This window comes from Dermacoccus sp. MPR-E5 (assembly GCF_058809565.1).
Map to the genome: position 1 here is coordinate 38,368 of NZ_JBXASS010000005.1, position 24,912 is coordinate 63,279.

The 24,912-nt window shown below is 68.8% G+C and carries 21 protein-coding genes and 1 pseudogene; 15 read left to right on the forward strand and 7 right to left on the reverse strand.

The window, feature by feature from the left end:
- Positions 1-24 precede the first annotated feature (24 nt).
- Complete coding sequence (locus AC1RS9_RS05025; protein WP_074040852.1) at positions 25-1,065, reverse strand: DNA cytosine methyltransferase; 1,041 nt, start codon at positions 1,063-1,065, stop codon at positions 25-27.
- Positions 1,066-1,481: 416 nt separating this feature from the next.
- On the opposite strand from AC1RS9_RS05025, the gene mobF reads away from it, so the two are divergent.
- Complete coding sequence (gene mobF, locus AC1RS9_RS05030; RefSeq protein WP_074040851.1) at positions 1,482-5,003, forward strand: MobF family relaxase; 3,522 nt, start codon at positions 1,482-1,484, stop codon at positions 5,001-5,003.
- A gap of 8 nt (positions 5,004-5,011) precedes the next feature.
- On the opposite strand, the gene AC1RS9_RS05035 is transcribed toward mobF, so the two are convergent.
- A complete protein-coding gene (locus AC1RS9_RS05035; protein WP_235006243.1) occupies positions 5,012-5,359 on the reverse strand; it encodes a histone-like nucleoid-structuring protein Lsr2 in 348 nt (115 codons plus the stop codon).
- 68 nt (positions 5,360-5,427) lie between these two features.
- Positions 5,428-6,198, reverse strand: coding sequence for a hypothetical protein (locus AC1RS9_RS05040; protein ID WP_074040850.1), 771 nt, complete (start codon positions 6,196-6,198; stop codon positions 5,428-5,430).
- Positions 6,199-6,339: 141 nt separating this feature from the next.
- On the opposite strand from AC1RS9_RS05040, the gene AC1RS9_RS05045 reads away from it, so the two are divergent.
- The 4 genes from AC1RS9_RS05045 to AC1RS9_RS05060 all read left to right on the forward strand — a co-directional run bounded on the left by AC1RS9_RS05045 (position 6,340) and on the right by AC1RS9_RS05060 (position 8,842).
- A complete protein-coding gene (locus AC1RS9_RS05045) occupies positions 6,340-6,573 on the forward strand; it encodes an addiction module protein (RefSeq protein WP_083603968.1) in 234 nt (77 codons plus the stop codon).
- Positions 6,570-6,881: a type II toxin-antitoxin system RelE/ParE family toxin gene (locus AC1RS9_RS05050; RefSeq protein WP_074040848.1), complete on the forward strand. Its 312-nt coding sequence runs from the start codon at positions 6,570-6,572 to the stop codon at positions 6,879-6,881. The genes AC1RS9_RS05045 and AC1RS9_RS05050 overlap by 4 nt, the downstream gene beginning before the upstream one ends.
- A 54-nt stretch (positions 6,882-6,935) precedes the next feature.
- Positions 6,936-7,412: a hypothetical protein gene (locus tag AC1RS9_RS05055; RefSeq protein ID WP_144767686.1), complete on the forward strand. Its 477-nt coding sequence runs from the start codon at positions 6,936-6,938 to the stop codon at positions 7,410-7,412.
- Positions 7,413-7,711: 299 nt separating this feature from the next.
- Entirely contained in the window at positions 7,712-8,842 is a 1,131-nt protein-coding gene (locus AC1RS9_RS05060; RefSeq protein ID WP_171969873.1) for an NAD(P)/FAD-dependent oxidoreductase, read from the forward strand.
- Between the two features lie 167 nt (positions 8,843-9,009).
- Here AC1RS9_RS05060 and AC1RS9_RS05065 read toward each other — a convergent pair.
- Positions 9,010-9,234: pseudogene (locus AC1RS9_RS05065) on the reverse strand (ethanolamine utilization protein); the annotation flags it as partial.
- Between the two features lie 120 nt (positions 9,235-9,354).
- Here AC1RS9_RS05065 and AC1RS9_RS05070 point away from each other — a divergent pair.
- The 9 genes from AC1RS9_RS05070 to AC1RS9_RS05110 all read left to right on the forward strand — a co-directional run bounded on the left by AC1RS9_RS05070 (position 9,355) and on the right by AC1RS9_RS05110 (position 19,961).
- Positions 9,355-9,912, forward strand: coding sequence for a hypothetical protein (locus tag AC1RS9_RS05070; protein WP_131941892.1), 558 nt, complete (start codon positions 9,355-9,357; stop codon positions 9,910-9,912).
- 338 nt (positions 9,913-10,250) lie between these two features.
- The gene (locus AC1RS9_RS05075) at positions 10,251-10,946 is read left to right on the forward strand and encodes a copper chaperone PCu(A)C (RefSeq protein WP_074040844.1); all 696 of its coding nucleotides are present in this window, start codon (positions 10,251-10,253) and stop codon (positions 10,944-10,946) included.
- A gap of 25 nt (positions 10,947-10,971) precedes the next feature.
- Positions 10,972-11,559, forward strand: a complete 588-nt coding sequence (locus AC1RS9_RS05080) for a copper resistance CopC family protein (protein ID WP_074040843.1) — start codon at positions 10,972-10,974, stop codon at positions 11,557-11,559.
- Between the two features lie 437 nt (positions 11,560-11,996).
- The gene (locus tag AC1RS9_RS05085) at positions 11,997-13,028 is read left to right on the forward strand and encodes a Dyp-type peroxidase (RefSeq protein ID WP_160126269.1); all 1,032 of its coding nucleotides are present in this window, start codon (positions 11,997-11,999) and stop codon (positions 13,026-13,028) included.
- Positions 13,029-13,248: 220 nt separating this feature from the next.
- Positions 13,249-14,994, forward strand: coding sequence for a pyruvate dehydrogenase (locus AC1RS9_RS05090; protein WP_074040885.1), 1,746 nt, complete (start codon positions 13,249-13,251; stop codon positions 14,992-14,994).
- 260 nt (positions 14,995-15,254) lie between these two features.
- Complete coding sequence (locus AC1RS9_RS05095) at positions 15,255-16,577, forward strand: hypothetical protein (protein ID WP_074040842.1); 1,323 nt, start codon at positions 15,255-15,257, stop codon at positions 16,575-16,577.
- A gap of 116 nt (positions 16,578-16,693) precedes the next feature.
- Positions 16,694-17,215, forward strand: a complete 522-nt coding sequence (locus AC1RS9_RS05100) for a 2'-5' RNA ligase family protein (RefSeq protein WP_074040841.1) — start codon at positions 16,694-16,696, stop codon at positions 17,213-17,215.
- Between the two features lie 187 nt (positions 17,216-17,402).
- A complete protein-coding gene (locus AC1RS9_RS05105; protein WP_131941890.1) occupies positions 17,403-18,395 on the forward strand; it encodes a 5,10-methylenetetrahydrofolate reductase in 993 nt (330 codons plus the stop codon).
- A 276-nt stretch (positions 18,396-18,671) separates the two neighbouring features.
- Entirely contained in the window at positions 18,672-19,961 is a 1,290-nt protein-coding gene (locus tag AC1RS9_RS05110; protein ID WP_131941888.1) for a lipase family protein, read from the forward strand.
- A 272-nt stretch (positions 19,962-20,233) separates the two neighbouring features.
- On the opposite strand, the gene AC1RS9_RS05115 is transcribed toward AC1RS9_RS05110, so the two are convergent.
- From AC1RS9_RS05115 to AC1RS9_RS05125, 3 genes are all read right to left on the reverse strand, one after another.
- Positions 20,234-20,623: a hypothetical protein gene (locus AC1RS9_RS05115; RefSeq protein WP_131941886.1), complete on the reverse strand. Its 390-nt coding sequence runs from the start codon at positions 20,621-20,623 to the stop codon at positions 20,234-20,236.
- 161 nt (positions 20,624-20,784) lie between these two features.
- Complete coding sequence (locus AC1RS9_RS05120) at positions 20,785-20,946, reverse strand: hypothetical protein (protein ID WP_156444999.1); 162 nt, start codon at positions 20,944-20,946, stop codon at positions 20,785-20,787.
- Positions 20,947-20,960: 14 nt separating this feature from the next.
- Complete coding sequence (locus tag AC1RS9_RS05125; RefSeq protein WP_200829308.1) at positions 20,961-22,331, reverse strand: threonine/serine exporter family protein; 1,371 nt, start codon at positions 22,329-22,331, stop codon at positions 20,961-20,963.
- Positions 22,332-22,585: 254 nt separating this feature from the next.
- Here AC1RS9_RS05125 and AC1RS9_RS05130 point away from each other — a divergent pair, with 254 nt between their 5' ends.
- Positions 22,586-24,895, forward strand: a complete 2,310-nt coding sequence (locus AC1RS9_RS05130) for a hypothetical protein (protein ID WP_131941884.1) — start codon at positions 22,586-22,588, stop codon at positions 24,893-24,895.
- The last annotated feature ends 17 nt before the right edge of the window (positions 24,896-24,912 follow it).

A 24,912-nucleotide genomic window follows, 5' to 3' on the forward strand; every position in this document is an offset into this window, starting at 1 on the left:
GGACGCAGGCAGCGGCTGAGCTGACTACGCTGTGACCGTCTGGGTAGCGCTCGCCGACGTGGTTAGCGCAGTCGAGGTGGCCGCCGCGAGCGAACGAGCCACGGGCGGTGGCACAGCGTTCGAGACCTGCTCCACCTGCTGTGAGAGAGTGCCTTCGAGGACGAATGACCTCGGGAAGCCCTGCAGGAGCATCGCCTCATAGATGCTGAGCCGACGCGCTCCGTCCGGATGAACATGAATCTCGCGATGTCCGTAGGCGACCGTGGGACTTGGCTTGTCCCACGACAGGCGTCGGAAGCTCCTAGTGGGCGCGGGCGCAGCGGTCTCGCCCTTGAATCTCTTGGACCGCGGAGTCATCGTCCAATGGTTCGGATGTGTCGGGATGTCGTCCGCTGAGAGGCTTCGCGAGAAGAAAACTGGCTGAGGCAGGTGACCAATTGCGCCGCGCACGGTCAAGTCGACTCCCTCGCGGGAGATTGTCTTCGGCTTGAAGGCGCTAGCGGCTGCCTCGTTCTTGAATCCTGAAATGATCACACGGTTCCGTGTCTGGGGCACGCCGTAGTCGAGGGCCGAGTGGTCGGCGACACCCGCCGTGAGTTCCAACTCTTTGAGGCGAGCCAGGATCCCACGGAATGTCACCGAGTGCTTCGCATCGCGGATGCCCATGACGTTCTCGAAGAGCACGAACTGCACGTCGTAGCGTGTTTGCAGCGCCTGAACGATCTCAAGGTAGAAGGTTGGCATTTGATTTCGGGGGTCATCAGCGCGAGAGTTCGAGTTCGCGCGTGAGAATCCCTGACACGGGGGCCCGCCGATGATTCCGATGGCCTCGCCATCCGTCAGCGCCTTCGCGATCTCATCCAAGACGGCGAGGCTGCCGGACGCCTCGTTCCGGATCGTGATGTCCGCCGCAACTGACATGGTCGCTGGGAAGTTGCGCTTATGCGTCTGCACCGCGGCCACCATCCGATCGACAGCAAAGGCGATTTCGTAGCCCTCCAGATGGAAGCCAAGATCAAGTCCTCCTGCACCCGAGAAGAGGCTCACGATGCGGGGCAAGACCATCGGGCGCTCCTTCGGCTACGCAGGCACCCGACTGGGCCTTTCCGGCCTAGCGTACCGGCATCGCCGACTCAGATCAGACCGCTGTCGGCGTGTCGTGAGGCTCCTTCTGCTTGTGTCGGCTATTGCTTCCTCGCCCCCTACCAGAGCGCGCCGGAATGGTCCGGATGGGGCAGCTTAACGCGAACAGACGGAACGGGGCTGTTCGGACTGTCCGGTGGAAGCCAGGGCGCTAGCGGCAGGAAAGCTGTGGTGAATTTCGATTCCTGCGCGCTTCCCTACTCGACCAGTCGGACACTCCGAGGAGCACCTCCGATCAGTTCCCCGATTCACCTTCCGCATGAAGACCTCGTCGGGCCCTCTCCCCGGCCGCCGCCTCAAGGGGCCCTCGAAGGGATCGGGTCACGTACCTGTCTTGTGTGACGGTGTCGATGCGTGTGCTCAGTGCGGGGGAGGGGTATCGGTATCTCCTCAAGAGCATCGCGGCCGGTGACACCGGGCGGGACCTTGCGACGTCACTGACCCGCTATTACGCGGAGGCGGGAACCCCGCCGGGATTCTGGCTTGGTACTGGTTTGACCGGTCTCGAGGATGCGGCCGTCGCGGACGGTGAGGTGGTGACGGAGGCCCAGCTTCGTCATCTGCTGGGACGGGGTGAGCATCCGACGACGGGTGAGCAGCTCGGGCGGGCGTACTTCGCGTTCAAGCCGTTGCGGGAGCGGGTGAAGATCCGCACTGGCAGGTTGTCCGAGGATCTGAACGCTGAGAAGCGGGAAGCCGCGGTGGAGAACATCGTCCGTGAGGAGAAGGAACGCAAGCGCCCGCGCACCGTCGCCGGGTATGACTACACCTTCTCCGTCCCGAAATCGGTCTCCGTACTCTGGGCCGTTGCAGACGGCGGCACACAGGCACTGATCGGACAGGCCCATCACGCGGCAATCCGGGAAGTCATCGATCTGATCGAGCGTGACGTCGCGGCGAGCAGGACAGGCACGAACGGTGTCGCGCAGGTCGACGTGCGGGGCGCGGTGGCGACCGCGTTCGATCACTTCGATTCCCGCGCGGGCGACCCTCAGCTGCACACGCATGTCGTGATCGCGAACCGGGTGCAGGCAGCGGACGGGAAGTGGCGGACGCTGGATGGCCGGCCCATGCACGCGGCCGTGGTCGCGTTGTCTGAGCACTACAACGCGGTGCTCGCCGACCACCTCACCCGTGTCCTCGGGCTGGGGTGGGAAGCTCGCGATCGCGGCCGGGACCGCAACCCCTCGTGGGAGATCACCGGGGTGGGCGACGCGTTGATCGATGAGTTCTCGTCCCGGTCGGCCGCGATCGACACGGAGAAGAACCGGCTCATCGACGAGTACGTCACGCGTCACGGGAAGTACCCGTCAGAGACGACGATCATCCGGTTGCGCCAGCAGGCGACCCTCGCCACCCGTCCCGCGAAAGAAGTCCGCTCCCTCGCTGACCTGACCGAGGAATGGCGTGGACGGGCGACCCACGTGCTGGACGAGGAATGCACCACGTGGGCGACGCATCTTCTCGAATCCGGCACCGCCCGGGGAACCCTGCGCGCAGATGATCTTCCGCTGGACCAGGCCACCGCGATCGGTGAAGTCGTCGTCGCGCAAGTCGGGGTGAAGCGGTCGACGTGGCGGCGCTGGAATCTGCATGCCGAGGCATCCCGGCAGACGATGGGACTGCGCTTCGCGTCCACCACCGACCGGGAAACGATCATCGGCATGATCGTCGACGCCGCCGAGACTGCGTCGCTGCGGCTGACCCCGCCTGAGCTCGTCGTCCCGCCAGCGGAGTTCACTCGTCCGGACGGGTCGAGCATGTTCCGTCCGAAGCATCACACGGTCTTCTCCTCGACCCGCATCCTGGAAGCCGAAGACACCCTCCTCGCACTCTCACAGGCCACGAACGCCCCCGCCGTGCCGCTGCGCACCGTAAGCGCAGTCGTCTCCCGGCGAGACGCCCGAGGCATCCGGCTGTCGGTGGAGCAGCAGGCCGCGGTGGAGAAGATCGCCGTCTCCGGGCGGAGCATCGACGTGCTCGTCGGCCCTGCCGGAACCGGGAAGACCACGACCCTCGGAGCGCTGCGCCGCGCATGGGAGAAGAAGCACGGCGCCGGCACCGTCATCGGACTTGCCCCCTCGGCCGCTGCGGCGGAAGTGCTTGCAGAGGACCTGGGCATCGAAACCGACAACACTGCGAAGTGGCTTCATGAACATGACCACGGCCGATGGGACCTGCAGCCCGGCCAGCTGGTCATCATTGACGAGTCCTCCCTCGCTGGCACCCTCGCCCTGGAACGCATCGCCACCCACGCCGCCGAGGCCGGCGCGAAGGTCGTCCTCGTCGGGGACTGGGCGCAGCTGACCGCGGTCGATGCCGGTGGGGCATTCGGGTTGCTCGTCCGGGACCGCGGTGATGCCCCCGAGCTGGCCGACGTGCGCCGATTCCACGCCGAGTGGGAGAAGACGGCGTCCCTGCACCTCCGCCTGGGCCGGACCGACGTGATCGACACCTACGACGATCAGGGTCGGATCGTCGGCGGTGACTTTGAAGACATCCTCGACGCCGCCTACCGGTCCTGGTACATGGACATCGCCGACGGCAAGAGCAGCCTCCTGATCGCGGAGACCAACGAGACCGTCACCGAGCTGAACAGCCGCGCCCGCGACGACCGCATCCTCGACGGCCACGTCTCACCCGACGGCATCCGTCTGCGAGACGGCACCCGCGCCGGGACAGGAGACATCATCATCACCAGGAAGAACGACCGGCGCCTGACCACCGGCGGAGGGGCGTGGGTGAAGAACGGCGACCGGTGGCGCGTCGCCGAACACCACGACGACGGTTCCCTCACCATCGCACGTGCCGACGCCCGCCACGCCACCACCGTCGTGCTCCCCGCTGGCTACGTGGCAGACAACGTCGACCTCGGATATGCGGTCACTGCCCACCGCGCACAGGGCGCAACCGTGGACACTGCGCACGCGATCGTGCACTCGTCTTCAATGACGCGGGAGAACTTCTACGTCGCGATGACCCGCGGCCGGGCGTCCAACACCGCCTACGTCGCCATCGACCAGGCCCACCTTGAAGAACACCAGCTCCCCGACACCGAGCCCACCGCCCACTCGATCCTCTACGGGGTCTTGCAGCATGAAGGGGCGGAGAGGTCCGCGCACGAGACGATCGAGGCCGAGCAGCAAGCCTGGTCCTCGATCGCGCACCTCGCCGATCAGTACGAGACCGTCGCGCAGGAAGCCCAGGCGGAGCACATCACGGAACTGTTTGCGCGAGCGGGCCTTGACCACGGCCTCGTCGACGAGCTGACAGAGTCGGAAACGTTCGGGTCCATCGTCGCCACGCTGCGCCGGGCAGAGGCCGCCGGGCACCGACCGGAACGGCTGATCGACCGCGCACTGAAGGCCGGGCCGCTCACTGACGCCGATGACCCGGCGAGCCTGCTGCGCCACCGCGTGCAGCAACTCGCCACGCGCACCAGCCCCGGACGCGGGCGCGGCACCCGGCGACGGTTCATCGCCGGGTTCATCCCCGAAGCATCCGGCAGCATGCCCGAGGACATGACCCGCGCGCTGACCGAACTACGATCGCTCATCGAACAGCGCGCCCAAGCCCTCGCGGACGACGCCCTCACGGAGAAGCCTCCCTGGCTGAAGGCGCTCGGCCCCGAACCTCGTCCCGATTCAGCTGCGAGAGAGCCGTGGGGGACGGTATTGCGCATGGTCGTCGCCTATCGGGAACGCTACGGGATCACCGACCACACCCCGCTCGGGGCGAAACCGGATGCCACGCAGCAGCGCCTCGATCACGAACGCATCGACGGCTTCCTTACCAGCCTCCGCCGCCGTGGCACGCCTCCGGCCACGCCCGAGGTCACGCGAGAGGGAATCGGACGGTGAGCGTTCCGTCAGGACGTGGCGTCGTAGGCGGCGACGATGGCCGCCGAGACACGTCCCCGATCGCTCACCGTGTATCCGTGATCCCGTGCCCATTCCCGGATCGCCCCCAAGTTCCGAGCCTGCGCGACAGAAGATGCCGGGCGCCCGGCTGGGCGACGCCCCGTCAGGCGTGCGGCCGTCAGGTACGGGGTGAGCACCTGCCGAAGTTCATCCGCGTGTGCCGTCGACAGGTCGATCTCATACGTGCGGCCATCCAGCCCGAAGGTGATGCTCTCACCGGTCCCGTCGAGCTCGGCGCCATCAAGGTCATCAACGAGCTGAACACCATTTTGCGTGCCATGCGTTGATCGTGACACACCACAAGGGCGTCGCATCTCTGCGACGCCCCGGCACCTCACCCCAGTGGGTTCCTATCCATATGCGGTCATCTGCCCAGTGGCTCCGGGCGGGCGTCGATGCTGTGACCAGTCACCCCGGCGGTGACCGTCGGCGACGCTGGGCCCAGCTGCCGGGCACGCTCCGATGGTGTCGCCGCCTCGGCCGCGCCAGCGATACTGCGGGTCAAGCCCACGTGTCCCAGCGAGTGATTCCACGACAGGTGATATGCGCCGCTGCGGAACTCCCTATCCCACGTCCCGACCGGTGGCGCCTTGTAGACGTGACCGTTCGCGGCTGCAGCCTGCTCCGTCTCATCTCCAAAGTCCCACTGCGCCAAATGCGCGATCGCTGCCTCCGGACCGCGCTCTTCAAGAACCGAGAGCGCGGCGTCCGCGTCCTCGCCCTGCAAAAACACCACCGACGCCCACGGCCCTTCCTGCTCACCGAACCGCCCGGTGAACACCTCCGGCTCTTCGAGCTCGAACGACGCCATCGCCAGCTCGTCCTCATTCAGATACGCCTGCTCATAGACCCACTCCGGGTAGGCGTCATCCGGCGGGCACATGCCCGAGCGGTATCTCTCGCCTGCCTTAGAGAGGAACCCCGCCAGCACCCCGACCATTCGCGACGCCGACACATCCATCCCGACACCCGCATACAGATCCGTACCTCGATAGACATGCTCGCCGGCACGCACCTCGTACAAGAACTGCATCCGACTCCCGCCGGCCTCCTCGGGCGCGCGGCCTGTCTTCTCGACCCGCAGCGACATGCCGCCGACCACCGTCGATGCCTTACGATCCAACTCCGAAGCCATGACCAGTCCTCGCATCTATCTATCCGCTCACTTGCGTAAAGAGGTACGAGACGACCACCCCACGCAGGGCTGACGACTCCTCTCACGCTCGTGGCCGGGTCAACCTCGCTGAACCGGACGGTGCCACGGTAGAATTGGGGCATGACGGTGGCTGAGGTGATCCAAGCCGCGATGGCGCTCACGCCCGAGGAGCGATCGCGGGTCGCCGACGTCCTCTACGACGCCGACGCCCCCGACCAGGCGGTCATCGACGCAGCCTGGGCATCCGTCGCTTCACGCAGGGCTGACGAACTCGAGAACGGCACGGTCACGATGCTCTCTCGCGAGGAAGCGAACGCCTACCTCGACGCCCGCGCTGCCGAGAGAAGCGTTTGACGCTCCGCGTCGGGTTTCACCCCGATGCCGTGCGTGAGCTGGACGACGCGATCCAGTGGTACGACCAGGGTGGACAGCACCGCGGCGCGAGGTTCCGCACCGACGTCGACCGGGTCATCGATCGTCTCCTCGAATGGCCGGAGTCAGCCGAGACCATCCTCGACACGCCGGCTGGCCGTGTCTTTCGCCATGCCAAGGTTCCTCACTCGCACTACCGCCTCGTCTACTACCTCACCGACGAGGCCCTGAAGATCGTCGCCATTGCCCACGAACGGCGCATGCCGCTGTACTGGAGCGGAAGAGACTGACACGCCGACGGCGACCGCAACTACCCTGAAAGCATGGCGACGATCTTCCTCACCGTGCGGGTCGCGCTCGATGACGTGGATGAGGCGCTCCGCGTTGCGAGCGGCCTCGGATACGAGGCGCGTCCGATCGGCGGCAGGCGCCGCAGCACTCTCGTGCTGGTCGAGACGATGACCATCGACGACGCAACGGACGAAGGCGCCGCCGAACAGCGGGTGCGTCACCGTGTCGCTACGGCGTTGACAGAACACGGCCTCCAATACGACCTGATCGGTAGCGGGACGGACGCATCGAGCATTACGAAGTCGCTCTTCACGATCAGGCCCATCGGCGCCACCGACGAGACCGACTCGCTCGAGATCCGCGCCGACAACCGAGCCGAGTTCGAGCAGCGCCTGGCCGCCGTGCGTTCGCTGTTCAGCGGGGAATCGTGGCCGAGTCAGGACCTCGTCGGATACGAGGTCACCGTCGATGGCCTCGCCGCCGGTGATCCCGACGTGCAGCACCTGCCCTTCCTCCCGAAACGGCGATAGATCCGCGACGGGCACGTGCAGACGCCAGCTGGGACGAGTACAATTTGTACTGTGTCACGACCCGTTTCGGCGAGTGCAACAAGCCTTTTGGTACGAGTGGCACGCAGGTGGCACGGCCGGTCTGCGGAGACGCAGAGACCGCGAGATCACGTGCTTCCCGACGAGAACCGGGAGTACTGGCCCAGAGAGGAGGGGTCGCTGCGCACGGTGACTTCGGGCTTACGCAGCCCGCTGACGTTGTGACAGCGACCCCTTCTCTTGCGGCCTATCGCTAATCACCAACAGATCGGGGAACCGCGATGACAGGAACTGACGACGGCGTTGCCACGACGCGTTCACCCGAGGTAGCGGTGATCGGGGGCGGGATCGTCGGTCTGTCGACGGCGTACGCGCTGCGGGAGCAGGGCGTGTCGGTGCGCTTGTACGAGGCTGGTGTGCCCGGGACGGGTCAATCCGCAGGCGAGTCGCGGATCTTCCGGCATGCCCACGACGACCCGCGACTCGTCGCCTTCGCGCGCGAAAGCCGCGGCATATGGGATGAGTGGGCCGAACACTTCGACGTCGAGCTGGTCTCATCAGACGGTGTCCTGGCGATCGGAGACAGCGCCCTGGCGCGGCTGCGGGTGCTCGACCAGGTCGGCGGCGTGGAAGCGCGCGAGATCGACGCGGCCGAGGTCGCCCAGCGGATGCCGCTGCTCGCTGGGTACTCGGGGCCAGCGGTGCTCGACGAGTCGGGCGGCGCGATCCGCACCCGAGCCGCGATCAAGGCACTCACGGGTGCCCTCGCCGATGCGGTCACCACCGGTGAGGTCATCTCCATCGATCCCCGCGCCGACGGGACGGTCGAGGTGCGCAGCGTCACCGACCGGGCTGTCTACTCCAAGGTGGTCGTGTGCGCCGGCCGCGAAACCGCCCGCCTGGCACGCAGCGTCGGCCTGTCGCTGCCGGTTCGCCTTGCCGCACACGTCAGGCTGACCTTCGACGTGAAAGCCGCCGCCCCGGCACGAGTCGCGTGCCTGCAGGACGGCAGCGGCGTCTTCGGCGAAGTCGGCGTCTACGCGACGCCGCTACCGGGTAACAGAAACTATTCGGTCGGACTCAGCGACACCGTCGGCGTCCGCGACGACGGAACTTTCATCGACCCGGCGGCGATTCGATCGCTGGACGAACGCGCACGCGAATACGTCACACGGGCGCTGCCCGGTCTCCACCCAGAGCCGCGCGACTTCCTTCACTGCTGGGTGACCGACCTCCCGTGGAGTGAGGACGGCGTGGCCGTGTGGGAGGCAGACTCTGTCCTGTTTGTGGCTGGTCACAATCTGTTCAAGCAGGCACCTGCGCTGGGTCGCGCTCTTGCCCAGGCTGCGACCGGCGGCGGTGTCCGCGCCGAGCTCACGCCCGAAGCGCGCCTCGGCGAGGCCCAGAGCTAGGGCGTGTCCCCCCAATCGCGGGGGACCCGCGATTCTGGCCGGCAAACTGTTCAGCGAACCCACGATCGAGAAGGTGGACGTCCTGGGCCTCTAAGCTCCCCGCCTGAGACTACGACCTCGTCGAGTGTGTCGCTGTGCGATGTTCAGATCGCACAGCGACACACTCGTCACAATGGGGTCACGTTGGTGGCTGCCTGCAGTGCGGCGGCAAGGTAGCCCGCGGAAGCACCGACGCCCTTGTCCGCGACGTAGGCGGGCGTACCACCTGCAACCACGGTCCCGCCGGCGTCGCCCGCGCCGGGTCCAAGATCGATCACGTGATCGGCCACCGCGACAACGCGCATGTCCAGCTCCGCGGCGACGAGCGTGTTGCGCGCATCGAGCAGCGGTTCGTCCTGGCTTGTAGGAGCACCGGTTTCGCGGCTCGCATGCACGCTCGCCGAGGACGCGGTGTACCCGGCCTCACAGCGTGGCTGGGCGGGCGCGCTGGGTGCTGCTCGTAGACTAACTGGGTGGAGCTCGGGCAGAAACAGCAAGTGCGCTGGGTGCGCAGCCTGCTCGTCGCTGCCCTGACGGCGTGCTCGGCGGGCGCCGCGCACGTCGCCGGTGGCGGGCATCGCGCACCGGTGCTGCTCCTCATCTGCCTGGCGGTGATCGGCACGCCGATCATGCACGCGGTGAGCAGGCGACGCTGGAGTTTCGCGCAGCTCGTCGGCGTCATGGCAGTCGCGCAGCTCGCGCTGCACGCGGCGATGTCGACGCTCATGCCCGCCTCGATGACGATGCCGCACCACGCGAGCGCCGCCGACGTCAGCGCCGACGGCACGAGCGCGACGATGGCCGCGAGCCATATCGGCATGACATGGCTGTTCGCCGCGCTCCTCGCGTACGGCGAGAGGGCGCTCGCCTGGACGATCCGCGTCCTCGTACCGCAGATTCAGCTCGCGCCGTTCGGTGAATTTCCGACGGCCTGCACGGTGTTCGACGACATTCGTGCGCCCCGCCTGGTGACGCTGCACGCCCCGCGGGCCAGCCGCGCCCCACCGGTGAGTTTCGTTCTCTCGCACTGATCCTCGGATCTTTTCCCTCTCTCACGGGCCTGGCCATCAGGGCTGTCGACATGCGCCTCACGGCTGTCGACCGAGCGTCCGCATCGTGCCGGTGCGGTGCCCCCTGGTGTCAGGGGGGCCTGACGAGCGCACGACGGCATGAACCGCCCGTGGCCGCGCGCCATGTCGGCGTCACCCCCGTCGCGCATCGAGCGGCCCGGGCGCCCCGCGCGTCCTGCGTTGCCCGGCAGCCGTGAAATCGCCGCAGCGTTCGTCGCATCCATCGGCGACGCCACCGATGCCCCTGGCCGTGAGAGCCGCCGCGACGCCACGTCGCACCCAGAACGAAAGACCTCACCATGAGCATCACCATCACGTCCGCCACCCGCCGCACCCGCCGTCTGACGGCCGTCGCCCTCCTGACGCTCGCCGCGCCGGCAGCGCTCACCGCCTGCTCGTCGGAAGATTCAGGCACCTCGGGCGACTCCAAGAGCGCCGCATCGTCGGCGCCGGCCACGTCGACGTCAGCCACGTCGAGCGCCGACGCCACGATGGCGTCGCGCATCAGGCCGTCAGACACCTGGGCGAAGGCCGCCGATTCGGGCATGAGCGCCGCGTTCGGCACGCTGAAGAACACCGGGACGAAGCCCATCGTCGTCACCGGCGCTCGCGGTGACGCCGGGCCGGTGCAGTTGCACGTCACGCAGAAGACCGCGACGGGCATGGAGATGAAGGAGACGAAGTCCTTCACGGTGCCCGCCGGCGGCTCGCTCGAACTCAAGCCGGGCAGCAGCCACCTCATGTTCATGAATCTCTCGCACGCGCTCAAGGCAGGCGAGACGCAGAAGCTGACCGTGACGTTCGAGGACGGCTCGCACACCGACGTCAGCTTCCCCGTACGCGCCTATGACGGTGCGAAGGAGAAGTACGCGGGCTCCGGCCACGCGCAGCACTCGTCGGAGGCGACCCACTCCGGCGACGCCCACTCGAGCGGCATGGGTTCGCACTCGGCCGGCTCGACCATGCCAGGCATGTCGACCACCCCCTCCCACTGACCTGACGGCCCGAAAGGCTCCCACGATGAAGAAGATTTATGCCGCCCTCGCGCTCGCCACGACGATCGCGTTCGCGCCCGCCGCATCCGCCCACGACGAACTGACCGGCACGACGCCGAAGAATGGCGCGACGGTGAAGAGCGCGCCGTCATCGCTCGAGCTGACGTTCGCCGAGAAGCCGCTCGCCGTCGGCAACCAGATCTCCGTCAAGGCACCGGACGGATCGACGTCGAAGGCCACGCCGAAGGTCGACGGCAGCACCGTCAGCGCCCCGTTCGCGGGCCACGGTGACGGCGCGTACACCGTGACGTGGCGCGTCGTCTCCAGCGACGGTCACCCCATCAGCGGGTCGTACACGTTCACGCTGAAGGGTGGCACTGCAAGCACTGCGGCGCCGTCGACGGCAGCGTCGTCCTCGGTCGGCGCCGCGTCGTCGTCGCCGCGCGCGACGGCCACGACGACGTTCGACTCGCCCGCTCCGTCACCTGCGGCGGAAGCGCACGAGGACGCTGACGGCAGCGCCGCGTGGAGCGTCGTCGCCGCGGTGGCGGGTGTCGTCGTGGTGGTCGGCATCGGAGTCGCGCTCATGGCGCGGCGCCGTCGCGGCCAGTGAGCCTTCGCCGTCAGCGTCGTGACGATGCGCGGGGTGCCTCGACGGAGGTGCCCCGCGCGGGCCGCGGTCAGGACGAGGAGGGTTCAGGTGATGGTCCGTCTCGCGTGGATCCGCAGTGCCCAGCCGGCCCATCGGCGGCGACGGCCGGGGTGGCGCGCGAAGGTGGACGAAAATCGCAGAAGGGTACAGGAATAGCCGATGGGGGCGGGGCCTCGCGGCGGGGACTGATCGCCGGGTCGTTCGCGAGCCTCGGTGCCGTTGCGCTCGCGGCGTGTGATCGCGCGGGGTCGGGAGCGTCGGCGCCAGGGGCTGGGCCAGGTTCCGGGGCGGTAGGTTCGGGATCCTCGAATGCCTCGACCACTCAGGGCGCGCGTGCCAGCGCGTCGGCCCATCCGGCGCGCTGGCACGTGCCGAGCGGTGCGCCGCGTCAGTCGGGTGTGACGACGCAGCCTGGCACGCACGCGCACTGGCTCGGCCTCGACCTCGCGCGCGATGCGACCAAGGACGACCTGCGTCGTGCGCTCGTCGTCGTCGACGACGCCGCGTCGCGCTTCGTCGCGGGGTCGACGCCGCTGCCCGACATCGCGCATGAACTCGCGTTCGATGCCGGCGGCGTCGCGATCGCCGTCGGCCTCGGGCCGCGCGTGTTCACGCTGCGCGGCGTGCGGGCGAAGGCTCCGTCGTGGCTCGCGCCGATCCCCACGATGCCGATCGATCGGTTCGAGGAGCCTTGGGATCAGACGGATCTCGTCATCCAGATCGACGCGGCCAACCCGGTCGGGGTGAGCCACGCGGCGACGCAACTCGTCAGTGCGCTCAAGGGCATCGCGACGCCGCGCTGGCAGCAGCGCGGTTTCCACGCCGGCGCGCGCCCGAGCGATGCAGGTGTCACGCGCAACCTGTTCGGCCAGCTCGACGGGCAGGAGCAGCCGAACGTCGACGGCAACGAGGCCGACCGCGTGTGGAACGCCGCCACCACCGACGCGCCGTGGATGGAGGGCGTCACCGGTATGGTGATCCGCCGTATCCGCATGGACGTCGACGTGTGGCAGACGCTCGATCGCACCTCTCAGGAGAACGCGATCGGCAGGCGGCTGACGAACGGCGCCCCGCTGACGGGCACGTCAGCGCACGACCCGATCGACCTGGACAAGACGGACGAGCTGGGCCTCAGCGTCATCAACCCGGCGGCCCACGTGCCGCGGGCGCGGCCGGCGAAGACGGGGGAGCGCATCCTGCGCCGCCCCTACAACTACGAGGACGCGCGCGCCGACGGCACGAGCGACCGCGGGTTGATCTTCGTCGCGTTCTGCGCCGACGTGGCCGCGCAGTTCGTGCCGATCCAGCGCCGCCTCGCCGAGGCCGACCTCCTCAATACCTGGACGACGCCCATCGGCTCCGGTGTGTACCTGCTGCCGAGCGCCCCGCGGCCCGGAAAATACCTGGGCCAGAACATCGTCGAGGCGTGACGCGTTGCGTGCACCTTGTCGGCAGGGTGCCTGCGAATGCCTCTTTCGTCACGTTGACGGGTGCCGCGAGGTGTCGAAAACCGCGGAATGACGGGGTTGTCGGTGGCGGATGCCAGAGTTCACATCGCAGCCTCGTTGACGGGATCTGCCGCGCGTACTTGACTGAAATCAAAACGTGTTCACGAACGAGGCGGCGGGTGCCGCCGGAGGAGTCAGCTCGATGAAGCTCGCCGAACAGATCGTCTCCCAGCTCCAGGCCGCCGGTGTGCGCCGCATCTACGGCATCGTCGGAGACAGCCTCAACCCCATCGTCGACGCCGTGCGCCGCACCGGCGGCAGCGCGAAGGGCGGCATCGACTGGATCCACGTGCGCCACGAGGAGGTCGCCGCCTTCGCCGCCTCCGCCGACGCGCAGGTGACGGGCGAACTCGCCGTCTGCGCGGGCTCCTGCGGCCCGGGCAACCTGCACCTCATCAACGGCCTCTACGACGCGAACCGCTCCGGCGCGCCCGTGCTCGCCATCGCGAGCCACATCCCGAGCGCGCAGATCGGGCAGGACTACTTCCAGGAGACCCACCCCGACCGTCTCTTCACCGAGTGCAGCGTCTACTCCGAGCTCATCTCGACGCCCGTGCAGAGCCCCCGCGTCGTGCAGGCGGCGATCCAGCACGCCGTCACGCTCAAGGGTGTCTCCGTCATCACGCTGCCCGGTGACATCGCCGACGAGCCCGCCACCTCGGACGTGACGCCCGTCGCCGTGCCCGAGCCGGGCGTGCTCGTGCCGCCGACCGGAGTCGTCGAGAAGCTTGCCGCTGAGATCAACGCGGCGGAGAAGGTCGCCATCTTCGCCGGCGCCGGTGCCGCCGGGGCACACGACGAGCTCATGCGGCTCGCGAGCAAGGCCAAGGCGCCCGTCGGGCACTCGCTGCGCGGCAAGGACTTCGTGCAGTACGACAACCCGTTCGACGTCGGCATGACGGGCCTGCTCGGCTACGGCGCCGCCGCCGAGGGCATCGAGGACGCCGACCTCATGATCATGGTCGGCACCGACTTCCCGTACGACCAGTTCCTGCCCGACACGCGCACCGTGCAGATCGATGCGCGCGCCGAGGTGCTCGGCCGCCGCACGGCCGTCGACCTGCCGATCCAGGGCGACGTCAAGGCGACTCTCGACGCCGTGCTGCCGCTCATCGAGGAGAAGAAGAACTCGAAGTTCCTCGACAAGACGCTCAAGAAGCACGAGAAGCTCATGGACAAGGCAGTGGGCGCCTACACCCGCAAGGTGGAGAAGCACACCCCCATCCACCCCGAGTACGCCGCGTCGCTGCTCAACGAGGCCCTCGCGGACGACGCGATCGTCACCGCCGACACGGGCATGTGCAACGTGTGGTCCGCGCGCTACATCCAGCCGACGGGCCGCAGCCGCCTCATCGGCTCGATGCTGCACGGCTCGATGGCCAACGCGCTGCCGCAGGCCATCGGCGCCCAGTTCGCGCACCCCGACCGCCAGGTCGTCGCGATGTGCGGTGACGGCGGCCTGTCGATGCTCATGGGCGACATGCTGACGGCACGCGCCTACGACCTGCCGCTGACGCTCACCGTGTTCAACAACTCGACGCTCGGCATGGTCAAGCTCGAGATGCTCGTCGACAAGCTGCCCGACTTCGGCGTTGACGTACCCGAGGTCAACTACGCCGCCATCGCTCAGGCGATGGGGTGGCACGCCATCCGCGTCGAGAACCCGAAGGACCTCGAGAAGGCGTACGCCGAGGCGCTCTCGCACAAGGGCCCGAGCCTCGTCGACATCGTCACCGACCCGATGGCGCTGTCGATCCCGCCGAAGATCACGAGCGACCAGGTGTTCGGGTTCGCGACGGCCATGTCGCGCATCGTGCTCAACGGCGGTGCCGGCGAAGCCGTCGCGATGGGCCGCTCCAACCTGCGCAACATCCCGCGCAGCTGGTGACGGCGCTCCTCGCCGCCCGCTGAGGCGGGCGCCGAGGCCGAGGAATGAAAGCGGTCTCGTCCTGGTGTGGCGAGCCGCACGGTGTGAGTGCCAGGCGAAATCTGTCTGGGTCCTGCGATTTCCTCCAGGCGTTACTACAGGTGTAGTGTGACCGGATGGGGCCTGGGGAAGTACGGTTGAACCACGGCCCGGCAGCTTGCCGCGACGCGAGCGGCCGGCCCCCACGAAACCGCCCGCATCCCGTCCTTCGGAGGAAGCCCATGGCGCAGCGTCTCGACGAGTCTGCTCCTGCACAGACCACCGCTCGCGAGCAGATCCGTCAGTTCGCCCCCCGCCTCATCGTGCTCGCGCTCATGTGCGTGATCGTGCAGGGCCTCATGGGGCTGTCGTACATGGGTGCCTTCGGCAAGCCGGAGGCGAAGAAGGCGCCGTTCATCGTCGTCAGCCACACCGAGGGCAACGCCGGCTACATCGCGAACAAGCTCAACGCCATCGACGGTCAGCCCGTGCTCGCGACGATCAGCACCGACGAGAAGGCCGCCATCGAGCAGGTGAAGAAGGACGAGGCCGTCGGCGTCTACGTCTTCAACCCGAGCAAGACGGAGAAGAACCCGAAGGACACGCTCTACTACGCCTCGGCTCAAGGCGCCTCGCGCGCTCAGGTGGCGCAGACCGTCGCGACGAAGACGTCACAGAACGCGAAGCGCGGCCTCGTCACGCATGACGTCGTCAAGGCTGCGCCCGACGACGCCCGCGGAACCGCCGCGTTCTATCTCGTCCTCGCCTGGATGGTCGGCGCCTACCTGCTTCCCGCGTCGATGACGACCGTCGTCGGCAACCGCTCGCACACCGCCGTCGGGGCGCGCATGCGTCTGCTGCTGTTCGCCGGGTACGCGGTGCTCTCGGGCATCGTCGGCACCCTGGTGGCGCAGCACATGCTCGACGCGCTGCCCGGCCCGTTCTGGAAGATCTCCGCCATGGGCATGGCGCTCGTCTTCGCCGTCAGCACGTTCACGTTCGGCCTGACGTCGGCATTCGGTTCGCTCGGCGTGGGCCTCGCGATCCTGCTGTTCGTCATCCTCGGCAACCCCTCCGCCGGCGGTGCGTTCGCCTACGACGTGCTGCCCGAGCCGTGGCGCTCGGTCGGCCCGTACCTGCCGAACGGCGCGGGGGTCGACGCCGTGCGCTCGATCGCCTACTTCGGCGGCGTCGACCTCACCCGCCCCCTGTGGGTCGTGGCGGTCTGGGGCGTCATCGGCCTGTGGATCCTGTTCATGATCGGCAACAACACCTACCGCTTCGCCCCGGGCGGCGTCGACGCGAGTGACGACGACGGCGTCGGCGCCGTCGGCGAGTTCGTCGAGCATCAACTCGGCCACCACCCGCCGCACAGGCAGGAGGGCGGGCGGGGGCCCGGCTACGAGCGCGAGTCGCGGGAGCGGGCGTCTGAGACCGCCTCGAACGATGACGTCGACGGCCGCGGCGACGGCGGCGACCGCACCGCCGAGCTTCCCCTGCGGCGCGACCGCCGCGAGCGTCACGACACCGCCGACCATTCCGGCGACGGCGACGCGCTGGCCTGACGGACGCCGCGCGGCGGCCTGACGACGGCCGGAGCATCCGCATGGAAACCACCCCTGGGGCTCAACCGAGCACCTAGGGGTGGTTCTTCATCCTCTGACCTCGGTAGCGTCAAGTCATGGCCGACTGTGCGCTCGAGTTGAGTTTCGACGAGCGCAGCGCCACCGCCGTCGAGGAACAGTGGCGGGCGCTGCGATTCTTCGGCCTGCCGTCACAACTCGACCACCGTGGCATGACGAACGCGCCGCACCTGTCGCTCGTCGTCGCATCGGCGATTCCCGACGACGTGATCGCACGCGCCCGCGACTTCTTCGCCGCCGCGTTGCCGATCCGTCTCGACGTGCGCGGCCTCATCGCGTTCGGCGCGGGCTCACGGGTGACGCTCGCGCACCTCGCCGAGCCGCCCCGTGTCGTCGCCGATGAGGTGGCGGCGCTGCGTCAGGCGTCACCGCTCGTCCGCCACCCGGTGTGGACGCCGCACGTGACGCTCGGTCGGCGCATCCCGCGCGATCGACTCGGGGAGGCCATGGCCGCCGTCGACGCCCGCGGTGGTGAGCCGGCGCCTGACGTCCTCGTTGCCGACCGTCTGCGGTGGTGGGATCCCGCGACCGCGACGATCGACGTCCTCGCCCAAGCCTGACGTTGCCCCGGCCGTGCGGAGCCCCGCGGCACCCCTCAGAGCCGCCGTCATCGCCCGGAAGCGCGTCATCCGTGACGCGTTTCCGGGTCATGATCCGCTGCTTTCGGTCCGCGGCAGACGGCTGCTCGTCTCACGGGTCGGCGCGCGAATCGGGGGTTCATGAGGTGCGGGCCTAGCCTCGATCGTCATGAGCGCCCATGCCGAACGCACCTTCGCCGACCTCGTCACCGACGAACGTGAACTGCTGCTGTTCGCCATGACGCCCCCGCGTGCGACGACGAGTGCCGAACGTGCGCAGGAGATCGCCGACGCGACCCTCACGCGTCTCGACGGCCTCGACGTCGACGCGCTCATCCTCTACGACCTCGACGACGAGTCGGATCGCACCGACGACGACCGACCGTTCCCCTACCTCGAGACGATGGACCCGGCAGACTTCCTCGCCGGCCCGCTCGCCGGGTGGGGTGGTAACGCGATCGTCTACCGCTGCGTCGGCAAGTACGACGAGGCGCAGCTGCGCGACTTCCTCGCCTCACGCCGTCAGGGTGACGCGACCGTCTTCGTCGGCGCCAGTTCGTCCGACAAGCCGGTGCGGACGAGCCTGCCGCGCGCCGTCGACCTCGTCGCCGAGCACGAGCACGTGACGCTCGGCGGGGTCGTCATCCCAGAACGCCACGCACGCACGACCGCCGAGCACGAACGACTGCTGCGCAAACAGGAGTCCGGTGCGGCGTTCTTCGTCAGTCAGGTCGTGTACGACACCGGCGAGGCGAAGAACACGATCAGCGACTACGCCTACGCGTGCGCCGAGCGGGGCATCCGACCGGCGCGCCTCATCTTCACGCTGTCGCTGTGCGGCTCGGAGAAGACCCTCGACTTCCTCGAATGGCTCGGCGTCGACGTGCCCCGCTGGGTTGGCAACGAACTGCGCCGCAGCCACGACACCCTCGAGGCGTCCTACGAGCACTGCCTCGCCGCCGCGCACGAACTCGCCCGTTTCTGCCGCTACCTCGACGTGCCGTTCGGCTTCAACATCGAGAGCGTGTCGACGCGCCGCGTCGAGATCGACGCGACGGTGCAGCTCGCCCATGACATCGCCCGGGTGCTCGGACGCGGCGCTGGCGACGAGGCCGAGGTGCCGCAGCACGAACGTCAACCGGAATCGGCGTTCGGCGCCTGACGGGGCACGGCCGGGCGGCTCGGCGATCTGATCGCGCATGAGGCGGTTTCGGCTCTGGAACCGCACGACCAGCCGCGCCGGGGTGGGCTTTTCGGCCTGCCGGGCGTCCATTCGTGACACGAGCCACACGATCCCGCATCTCGGTTACGCTCGCGTAACTTTTCGAGCCGTCCTTCCCCAACGGTTCCCGCGAAAAGGTTACTGTGCGGTAGGTCACATCGCGTGGCTGCTCCATGCCGGTCCCCGGAAAACCCTCCCGCCCCGAAGGAACCCCCCATGCGCCGAAACCGTCTCGCCACCGTCACTCTCACGATCGCCGCCACCTCCACCGCCTGCGTCACGACGATGGCCGCAGCGCCCGCCGCCCAGGCCAACGCCGCCACCTTCTACACCGCGCCCGCCAGCGTCCCGACCACCCCCGGCACCCTCATCAAGAGTGAGCCGTTCTTCACCGGCCTCGGCGTCTACGGCAAGACGACGCGCATCATGTACTCGACACGCGACACGAACGACAAGCCGACCGCCGTCACCGGCGCCTACATCGAGCCGTGGGCGAAGTGGACGGGCCCGGGCCCGCGTCCCGTCGTCAGCTTCTCCGTCGGCACGATCGGCCAGGGCGACCAGTGCGCGCCGTCGAAGCTGCTCACCACCGCGCTCAACCTCGAGATTCCCGGCTCGATCGGCCTCAACTACGAGACGACCGCCATGAACAACCTGCTGTCGAAGGGAGTCGCCGTCGTCGTCACCGACTACGTCGGCCTCGGGATGAACGACCGCGTCCACAGCTACATGAACCGCGCCGACCAGGCCCACGCTGTTCTCGACGCGGCGCGCGTCGCGAGCAAGGTGCCCGGCGCGAGCGTCAAGGCCGACTCCAAGGTCGCGACGTACGGCTACTCCCAGGGTGGCGGCGCTTCCGGCGCAGCCGTCGAGGCCGCGCCCACGTACGCGCCGGAGCTGAATGTGGCGGCCGCCTACGTCGGCGCTCCGCCCGCCGAGCTCAACTCGGTGCTTTCCGGCGTCGACGGCAGCCCGATCGCCGGCGTCATCGGCTACATCATCAACGGCGCCGTCAACGAATACCCGGGGCTGCAGAAGATCATCGACGACAACCTCAACGACGACGGCAAGGCGATGCTCGCGAAGACGAGCGGGCAGTGCACCGCCGACATCGTCTTCGCGTTCGGTGGCAAGAAGACGGCGCAGTACACGAAGTCCGGCGAATCGCTCGCGCAGATCGTCGCGCGCGAACCGGCGCTCTCCGAATTCATCGACGCGCAGCGCATCGGCCGTCTCAAGCCCACGGCCGCCGTGCGCGTGGCGACGGCGACCGCCGACGACCTCGTCACGCACAGCCAGGCCCGCCAGCTCGCCGTCGACTGGTGCGGTGAGGGTTCGAACGTCACGTACGCGCCGCTGAGCAACCCGAGCGCCGGCACCAAGTCGATCCTCAACCACGTCGGCCCGTTCATCACCGACCAGTTGGCTGCACGTAACTGGGTCGTCGACCGTCTCGCCGGCAAGCCCGCGACGTCGAACTGCGCTTCCATCGCCGGGATGCCGTGATACCGGGACGCCGTGCGATCTGACGCGTGATCGACGAACCGCTCGAGAATCCTCGTGATTCCGGGCGGTTCGTGCGTACCGGCCCGTCCGGCCTGCACCCGGCCGCCGGGCAACGTGAGCAGCGTGCTTGGCGGGGCCTGCCCGTCCCGTCGTGTCGGGGGCCGCATGGAGCGCGCAGGCTGACACTGCGGCGTGTTTCACGTGAAACACCGCAGCCCCCGTCTCGTCGACGGGGGCTGCGGTGTTGCGCTCGACCTTGGGGTCGAGACGCGTCAGTGCGTGCGGCGCTCGGTCAGCGTTCGGTGGATGATCGAACCCGCGCCGATGCCGATGGCCAGCGCGGAGAAGAACGCACCCATGGCCGGGTACTTGAGGAAGATGACGGGCGAGAGTGCGACCAGCACGAGGCAGATCGCCGCCATGCCGGCCGGCGGCAGCTTGAGGAATGTCTTGTATGCCGCGAACCCGAGGACGTTGCCGAGCAGCCAGCCGGCGAGGGGGTCGATGAGCCAGCTCGGCTCGGGCAGCAGACCCTTATCGGGCTGAAAGATCCACAGCAGGAGGATGAGCACGCCGAGGGCCGTGACGTCGATGGCGACCCAGGCGGCGGTCGGGAACGTGAAGTCGTCGTCGTCGCGACGCTCCGTGGGTGAGGTGCTCATGCCAGACCTTTCAGCGTGGACTCTCGGCGAGGTCGACGGGCGTCGACGTCGAACGTCAGCGCGTCGGCAGACACGCGTTCCTTCATTTTCCCCGCAACGGCGCGTCCGGCGCCACCGATTCGGTCAGATTGGTGCCGGATGGCCTGCGCTGGGCAGGGCTGTCAGCCCCGGCGCCGCATCTGCATGACGATGAAGCACGCGACGCCGACGACGATCGCGAGCACGACGGCGAGGGAGCCGCCCGACAGGCGCGCGAGGGCGATACCCAGTGCGACACCGCACAGGGCGAGGAGAAAGGCGCGCAGGCGCGGGGACGACGTCATCGCTCCAGCGTAGATCAGGCGGGCCGGCTGGCACGGCCGCGGCGGGCGCGGCGGATCGTGACGCGCAGCCCGCGCGCGGCGCTCGTACCGAACACGAGCCCGAGAGCGATCCCGACGATGGCGCCGGAGGCATTCGTCGCCGTCTTCCACGACTCGTGCGGGTCGATGGCGAGCTGCGTGACGCTGACGAGCCCCAGCGAGCCGGGCACGAGCAGCCAGAAACTCGGCAGGAACAACACCATGCGCGGCAGCGTCGGGCGGGCGAGCGCCATCACCCATGCGCTGAAGGCGGCGACGAACGCGCCCGCGCACGCGCCGGCCCAGGCGGGGTAGGCGAGCCAGTTCTGGATCGACCACTGCGTCGCGTACGTCAGCGTCGTCACGGCGAGCACCCAGGGTGCGAGGCGCCGCGGCACCGACTCCATGAGGCAGATGCCGATCGTCACCGCCCCGAGGCCGATGAACCCGGCGAGCGGGCCCAGCTCGTCGACGCGGGTGTTGACGAAGGCGCTGCTCGGCGCGTGCGTCAGCAGGCTCGCGCCGGCGACACCTGCGGCGAACATGACGAGTTGCGCCGTGCCGTGCGCGAGGCGTGCGGCGCCGCTGACCATGGCGCCGGCGACGAGTTCGCTGAGGCCCGTGACGATGAGCGCGCCCGGCAGCAGCACCGCGACGGGTGGCAGCATCGTGCGCAGCGGACTGGCGACGAGACCGGCGTCGAAGGCGGCGAACGCGGCGGCCGCGACGATGAACCCGGCGAACAGCGGCAGCAGTGCCGCCGGGACGAGACGACGGCCCGTCAGGCGGATCAGGGCGACGGTGACGGGGCTCGCCAGGGCCGCGAACAGCACGCTCGGCCAGGTCGGTTGGAGGATCCCGGCGATGCCCGCTGCGACGACGAGGCCGCCGAGGTACATGCCGACGACGGGAAAGCGGGCGCGTTGCCTCCTCAGGCCGCGCAGCGTGGCGAGGGCGTCCGCTGGCGTCAGCGACCCCATCTCCAGACCGTGCTGGATCGCGGCGACACGCGCCGTCTGATCGAGTCGCAACGAACCCTCGACGGACTCGAACGTCGCCGGCTCACCATGGCCGAGCCCCAGCGTCACGCCGTTCGGGTTGGCCTGCATCTGCACGCCGGGCAGCCCGATGGCGCGGGCGGCGCGCACGACGTCCTCCTCCGCCTCGTGCGCCCCCGCTCCGGCGGCCATGTGAGCAGCCGCGAGATAGACGAGCAACTGACGCGTCTGCGCGGGCGTCATGCGGTCGTCAGCGGGGGACGCGGCACCTTGCGCGCTCCTCGGCGCGGCCCCTTGCGAGACGCTCGGCGCGACGTCGCGCGCATGCGTCGTCTGCTGCGACGGGTCGGACGGGATGGGCGAGCTCACCCGGCGATCCTAGAGCCGCCGGAGGCACCGAGCGTCCGCGAAAGGCTCCTCGCCCCGTCGCTGCACCGTCGCATCGTCGCCGCGCCTGAGCGCTCGAGGCCGCATGGTCCGTACCCGACGGCGATTCTTGTCCACATCGGCGATTTTCGTCCCTCTTTGCTGCCAGTGCTTGTCTCGTTTACCGGGGGTGAAGGTGGACGAGAATCGCCGATGGGTACGGGCGCACCGGGGGATGAGCCACTAAACTCCGCTGGGTGCTCACACGTGCCCGTCGTGCGCCCGCTGTCGTGGGCCTACTGTTCATCTTCTTCGCACCCGTCGCGCTCGACGCCTCCTTCGGGGACGCCGTGCGCTATGCCGTCTGGACGTCCGCCTGGCTGCTCTGCGGCGCCGGCGTCGTCGCTGCCATGTCCCGACTGCGCGGGTCGCTGCGATGGAGCCTCGGTGCCGTCGTCGGCATCATGCTGCAACTCGTGAACTGGGCCGCGTGGCAAGCGATCTCACAGCCCGGCCTGACGGTCGTCGGCGGCGTGGTCGCCTTTGGCGTCGGTGCGGCGCTGCTCTGGCGTCACAGGGGCGATGCTGCAGGCGCCGTCACGGCGGACACGGCCCCGACGGCGGCGTCGATGAGCGCGCCCCCAGCGCGCACGGCCGGTGGAGCGACGCGCGTCGAGACGCCCGTCACGGGCTCCGTCGAGGATCTCGGCCGCACACCCGTCGCCTCGGCCTGGTTGTGGGTGGCGCTGACGGTGTGGCTCGGCCTCGCCTTCCTCGCGGATGCGGCGCACCAGAGCATGCCCCCGGGCACGAGCACGATGTATCAGGATCTGTACTGGCATCTCGGCCTCGTCGGGGAGCTCGAGCATGCGCTCGTGCCCATGGTGCCGCAGGCGAAATCGGGCCACCTCAACTACCACTGGCTCAGCGACGCATACATGGCCTCCGGCAGCCTCGGGTCGTTCGCCTCGACGCTGATGGTGGCGCTGCGGCTGTGGATGCTGCCGATCATCGGGCTGACGCTGGCGCTGACGCTCGTCGTGACGGCGCGTCTCAGCGGCTCGTGGGTCGCGGGCAACGTCGCGATGATCGTGCTCGCCGCCCCCGCGTCGGTGTCGTTCCTCGGTTGGGTCGGGGCCGGGCCCCACACGCCGTTCATCTGGGTGAGCCCGTCACAGGTCTTCGGTCTCGTCTTCACGCTGTGGGCGTTGTACCTCTTCGCCCCCATCCTGCGCGGCGAACGGGTACGGGGCGCGCAGCTCGCCCTCGCCGTCATCACCATGTTCGTCTGTGCGGGAGCGAAGTCGAGCATCCTGCCCGTCTTCGGAGCGGGCGCCGCGGTCGTCCTCGTCCTGTTCATCCGCAACCGTCGCGTGCGCCGCGGAGCACTGACGGTGGGTGTGCTGTGTGCGGTGGGCATCGTCATGGCCCTCCCGCTGTTCGCCGGCGGTTCCGCAGGTTCCGAGGTGCGCCTGCTGTCGAGCGTGCGGCGCGCGAGCGCATACCGTGACTACCTCCACCTGCCACGCCCCACTGGCCACGGCTCGATGATTCCGCCGCACATCGCGACGCCCAGCGTCTTCGTCATCGTTCTCGGGGTGCTCGCCGTGATGCTCCTCGGGTACGCGTACGCGGCGACGTCCGTGGCCCTCGGATCGACGTGGCGTCGCGACCCGGTTCCGCTGTTCCTGCTCGGCTCGTTCGCCGGTTCGCTCGCGGCGTTCCAGCTCATCGACCACACAGGCCTGTCTCAGGGCTACTTTCCGCTCGGTGCGTTGCCGCTGCTCGCGACGCTGACCGGCTGGGGGTTCGCCGCGGCTTGGGCTCGGGCGGAGCACCCGCGACGCTGGGGCGTCACCGCCATCGGGCTCGCGTTGGGCGGCCTGGTCGTGTGGATCAGCCGCGCGGTCACGGGCAAGCACGTGCCCGCTCCTCACGCCATCCCGGGGGGCATCATCTGGCCGACGCTCGTGATGGCGGTGCTCGTCGTCGCGCTCGTCGTGCTGATGCGTCGCAGGGCCCTGTGGGGCGCGGCGGTGCTGCTCGGTCTCGGTGTCGTCCAGGCGGGCGTCGCGACGGCGGACGCGACGCACGAACAGTTCGACGCGCCTCGCGGCCGTGTCGCGTCGTACTCCGTGTTGCCGGCGGAATCGTCCGCAGCCTTCTGGTTGCGCGATCACTCAGGAGCCCACGATCTCGTGGCCACGAACGTCCACTGCCGCGGCGTGGTGTCGACGCTGAACTGCGACCGTCGAGCGTTCTGGGTGAGCGGTTTCAGCGAACGTCGGATGCTCGTCGAGTCATGGGGATACATGGATGCGCCGCAGAAGGCCGCAGGGGAGCACGGCCTGCGGGCGACCCAGCAGCCGTACCCGAATCGCGCCCTCTACATGACGAACGAGAACGTCTTCCACGCGCCCACCGCCGCCGGTGTCGCGGCGCTGCAGAAGCAGGGCGTGCGGTGGTTGTTCGGCGACGCGCGGGCGAGCAAGGTCTCGCCGGAACTGGCAAAGTACGCGACGCCCGTTCACACGTCCGGGCCCGTCACGATCTATCGCCTGCGGTGATCCGCCTCGCGGGTGCC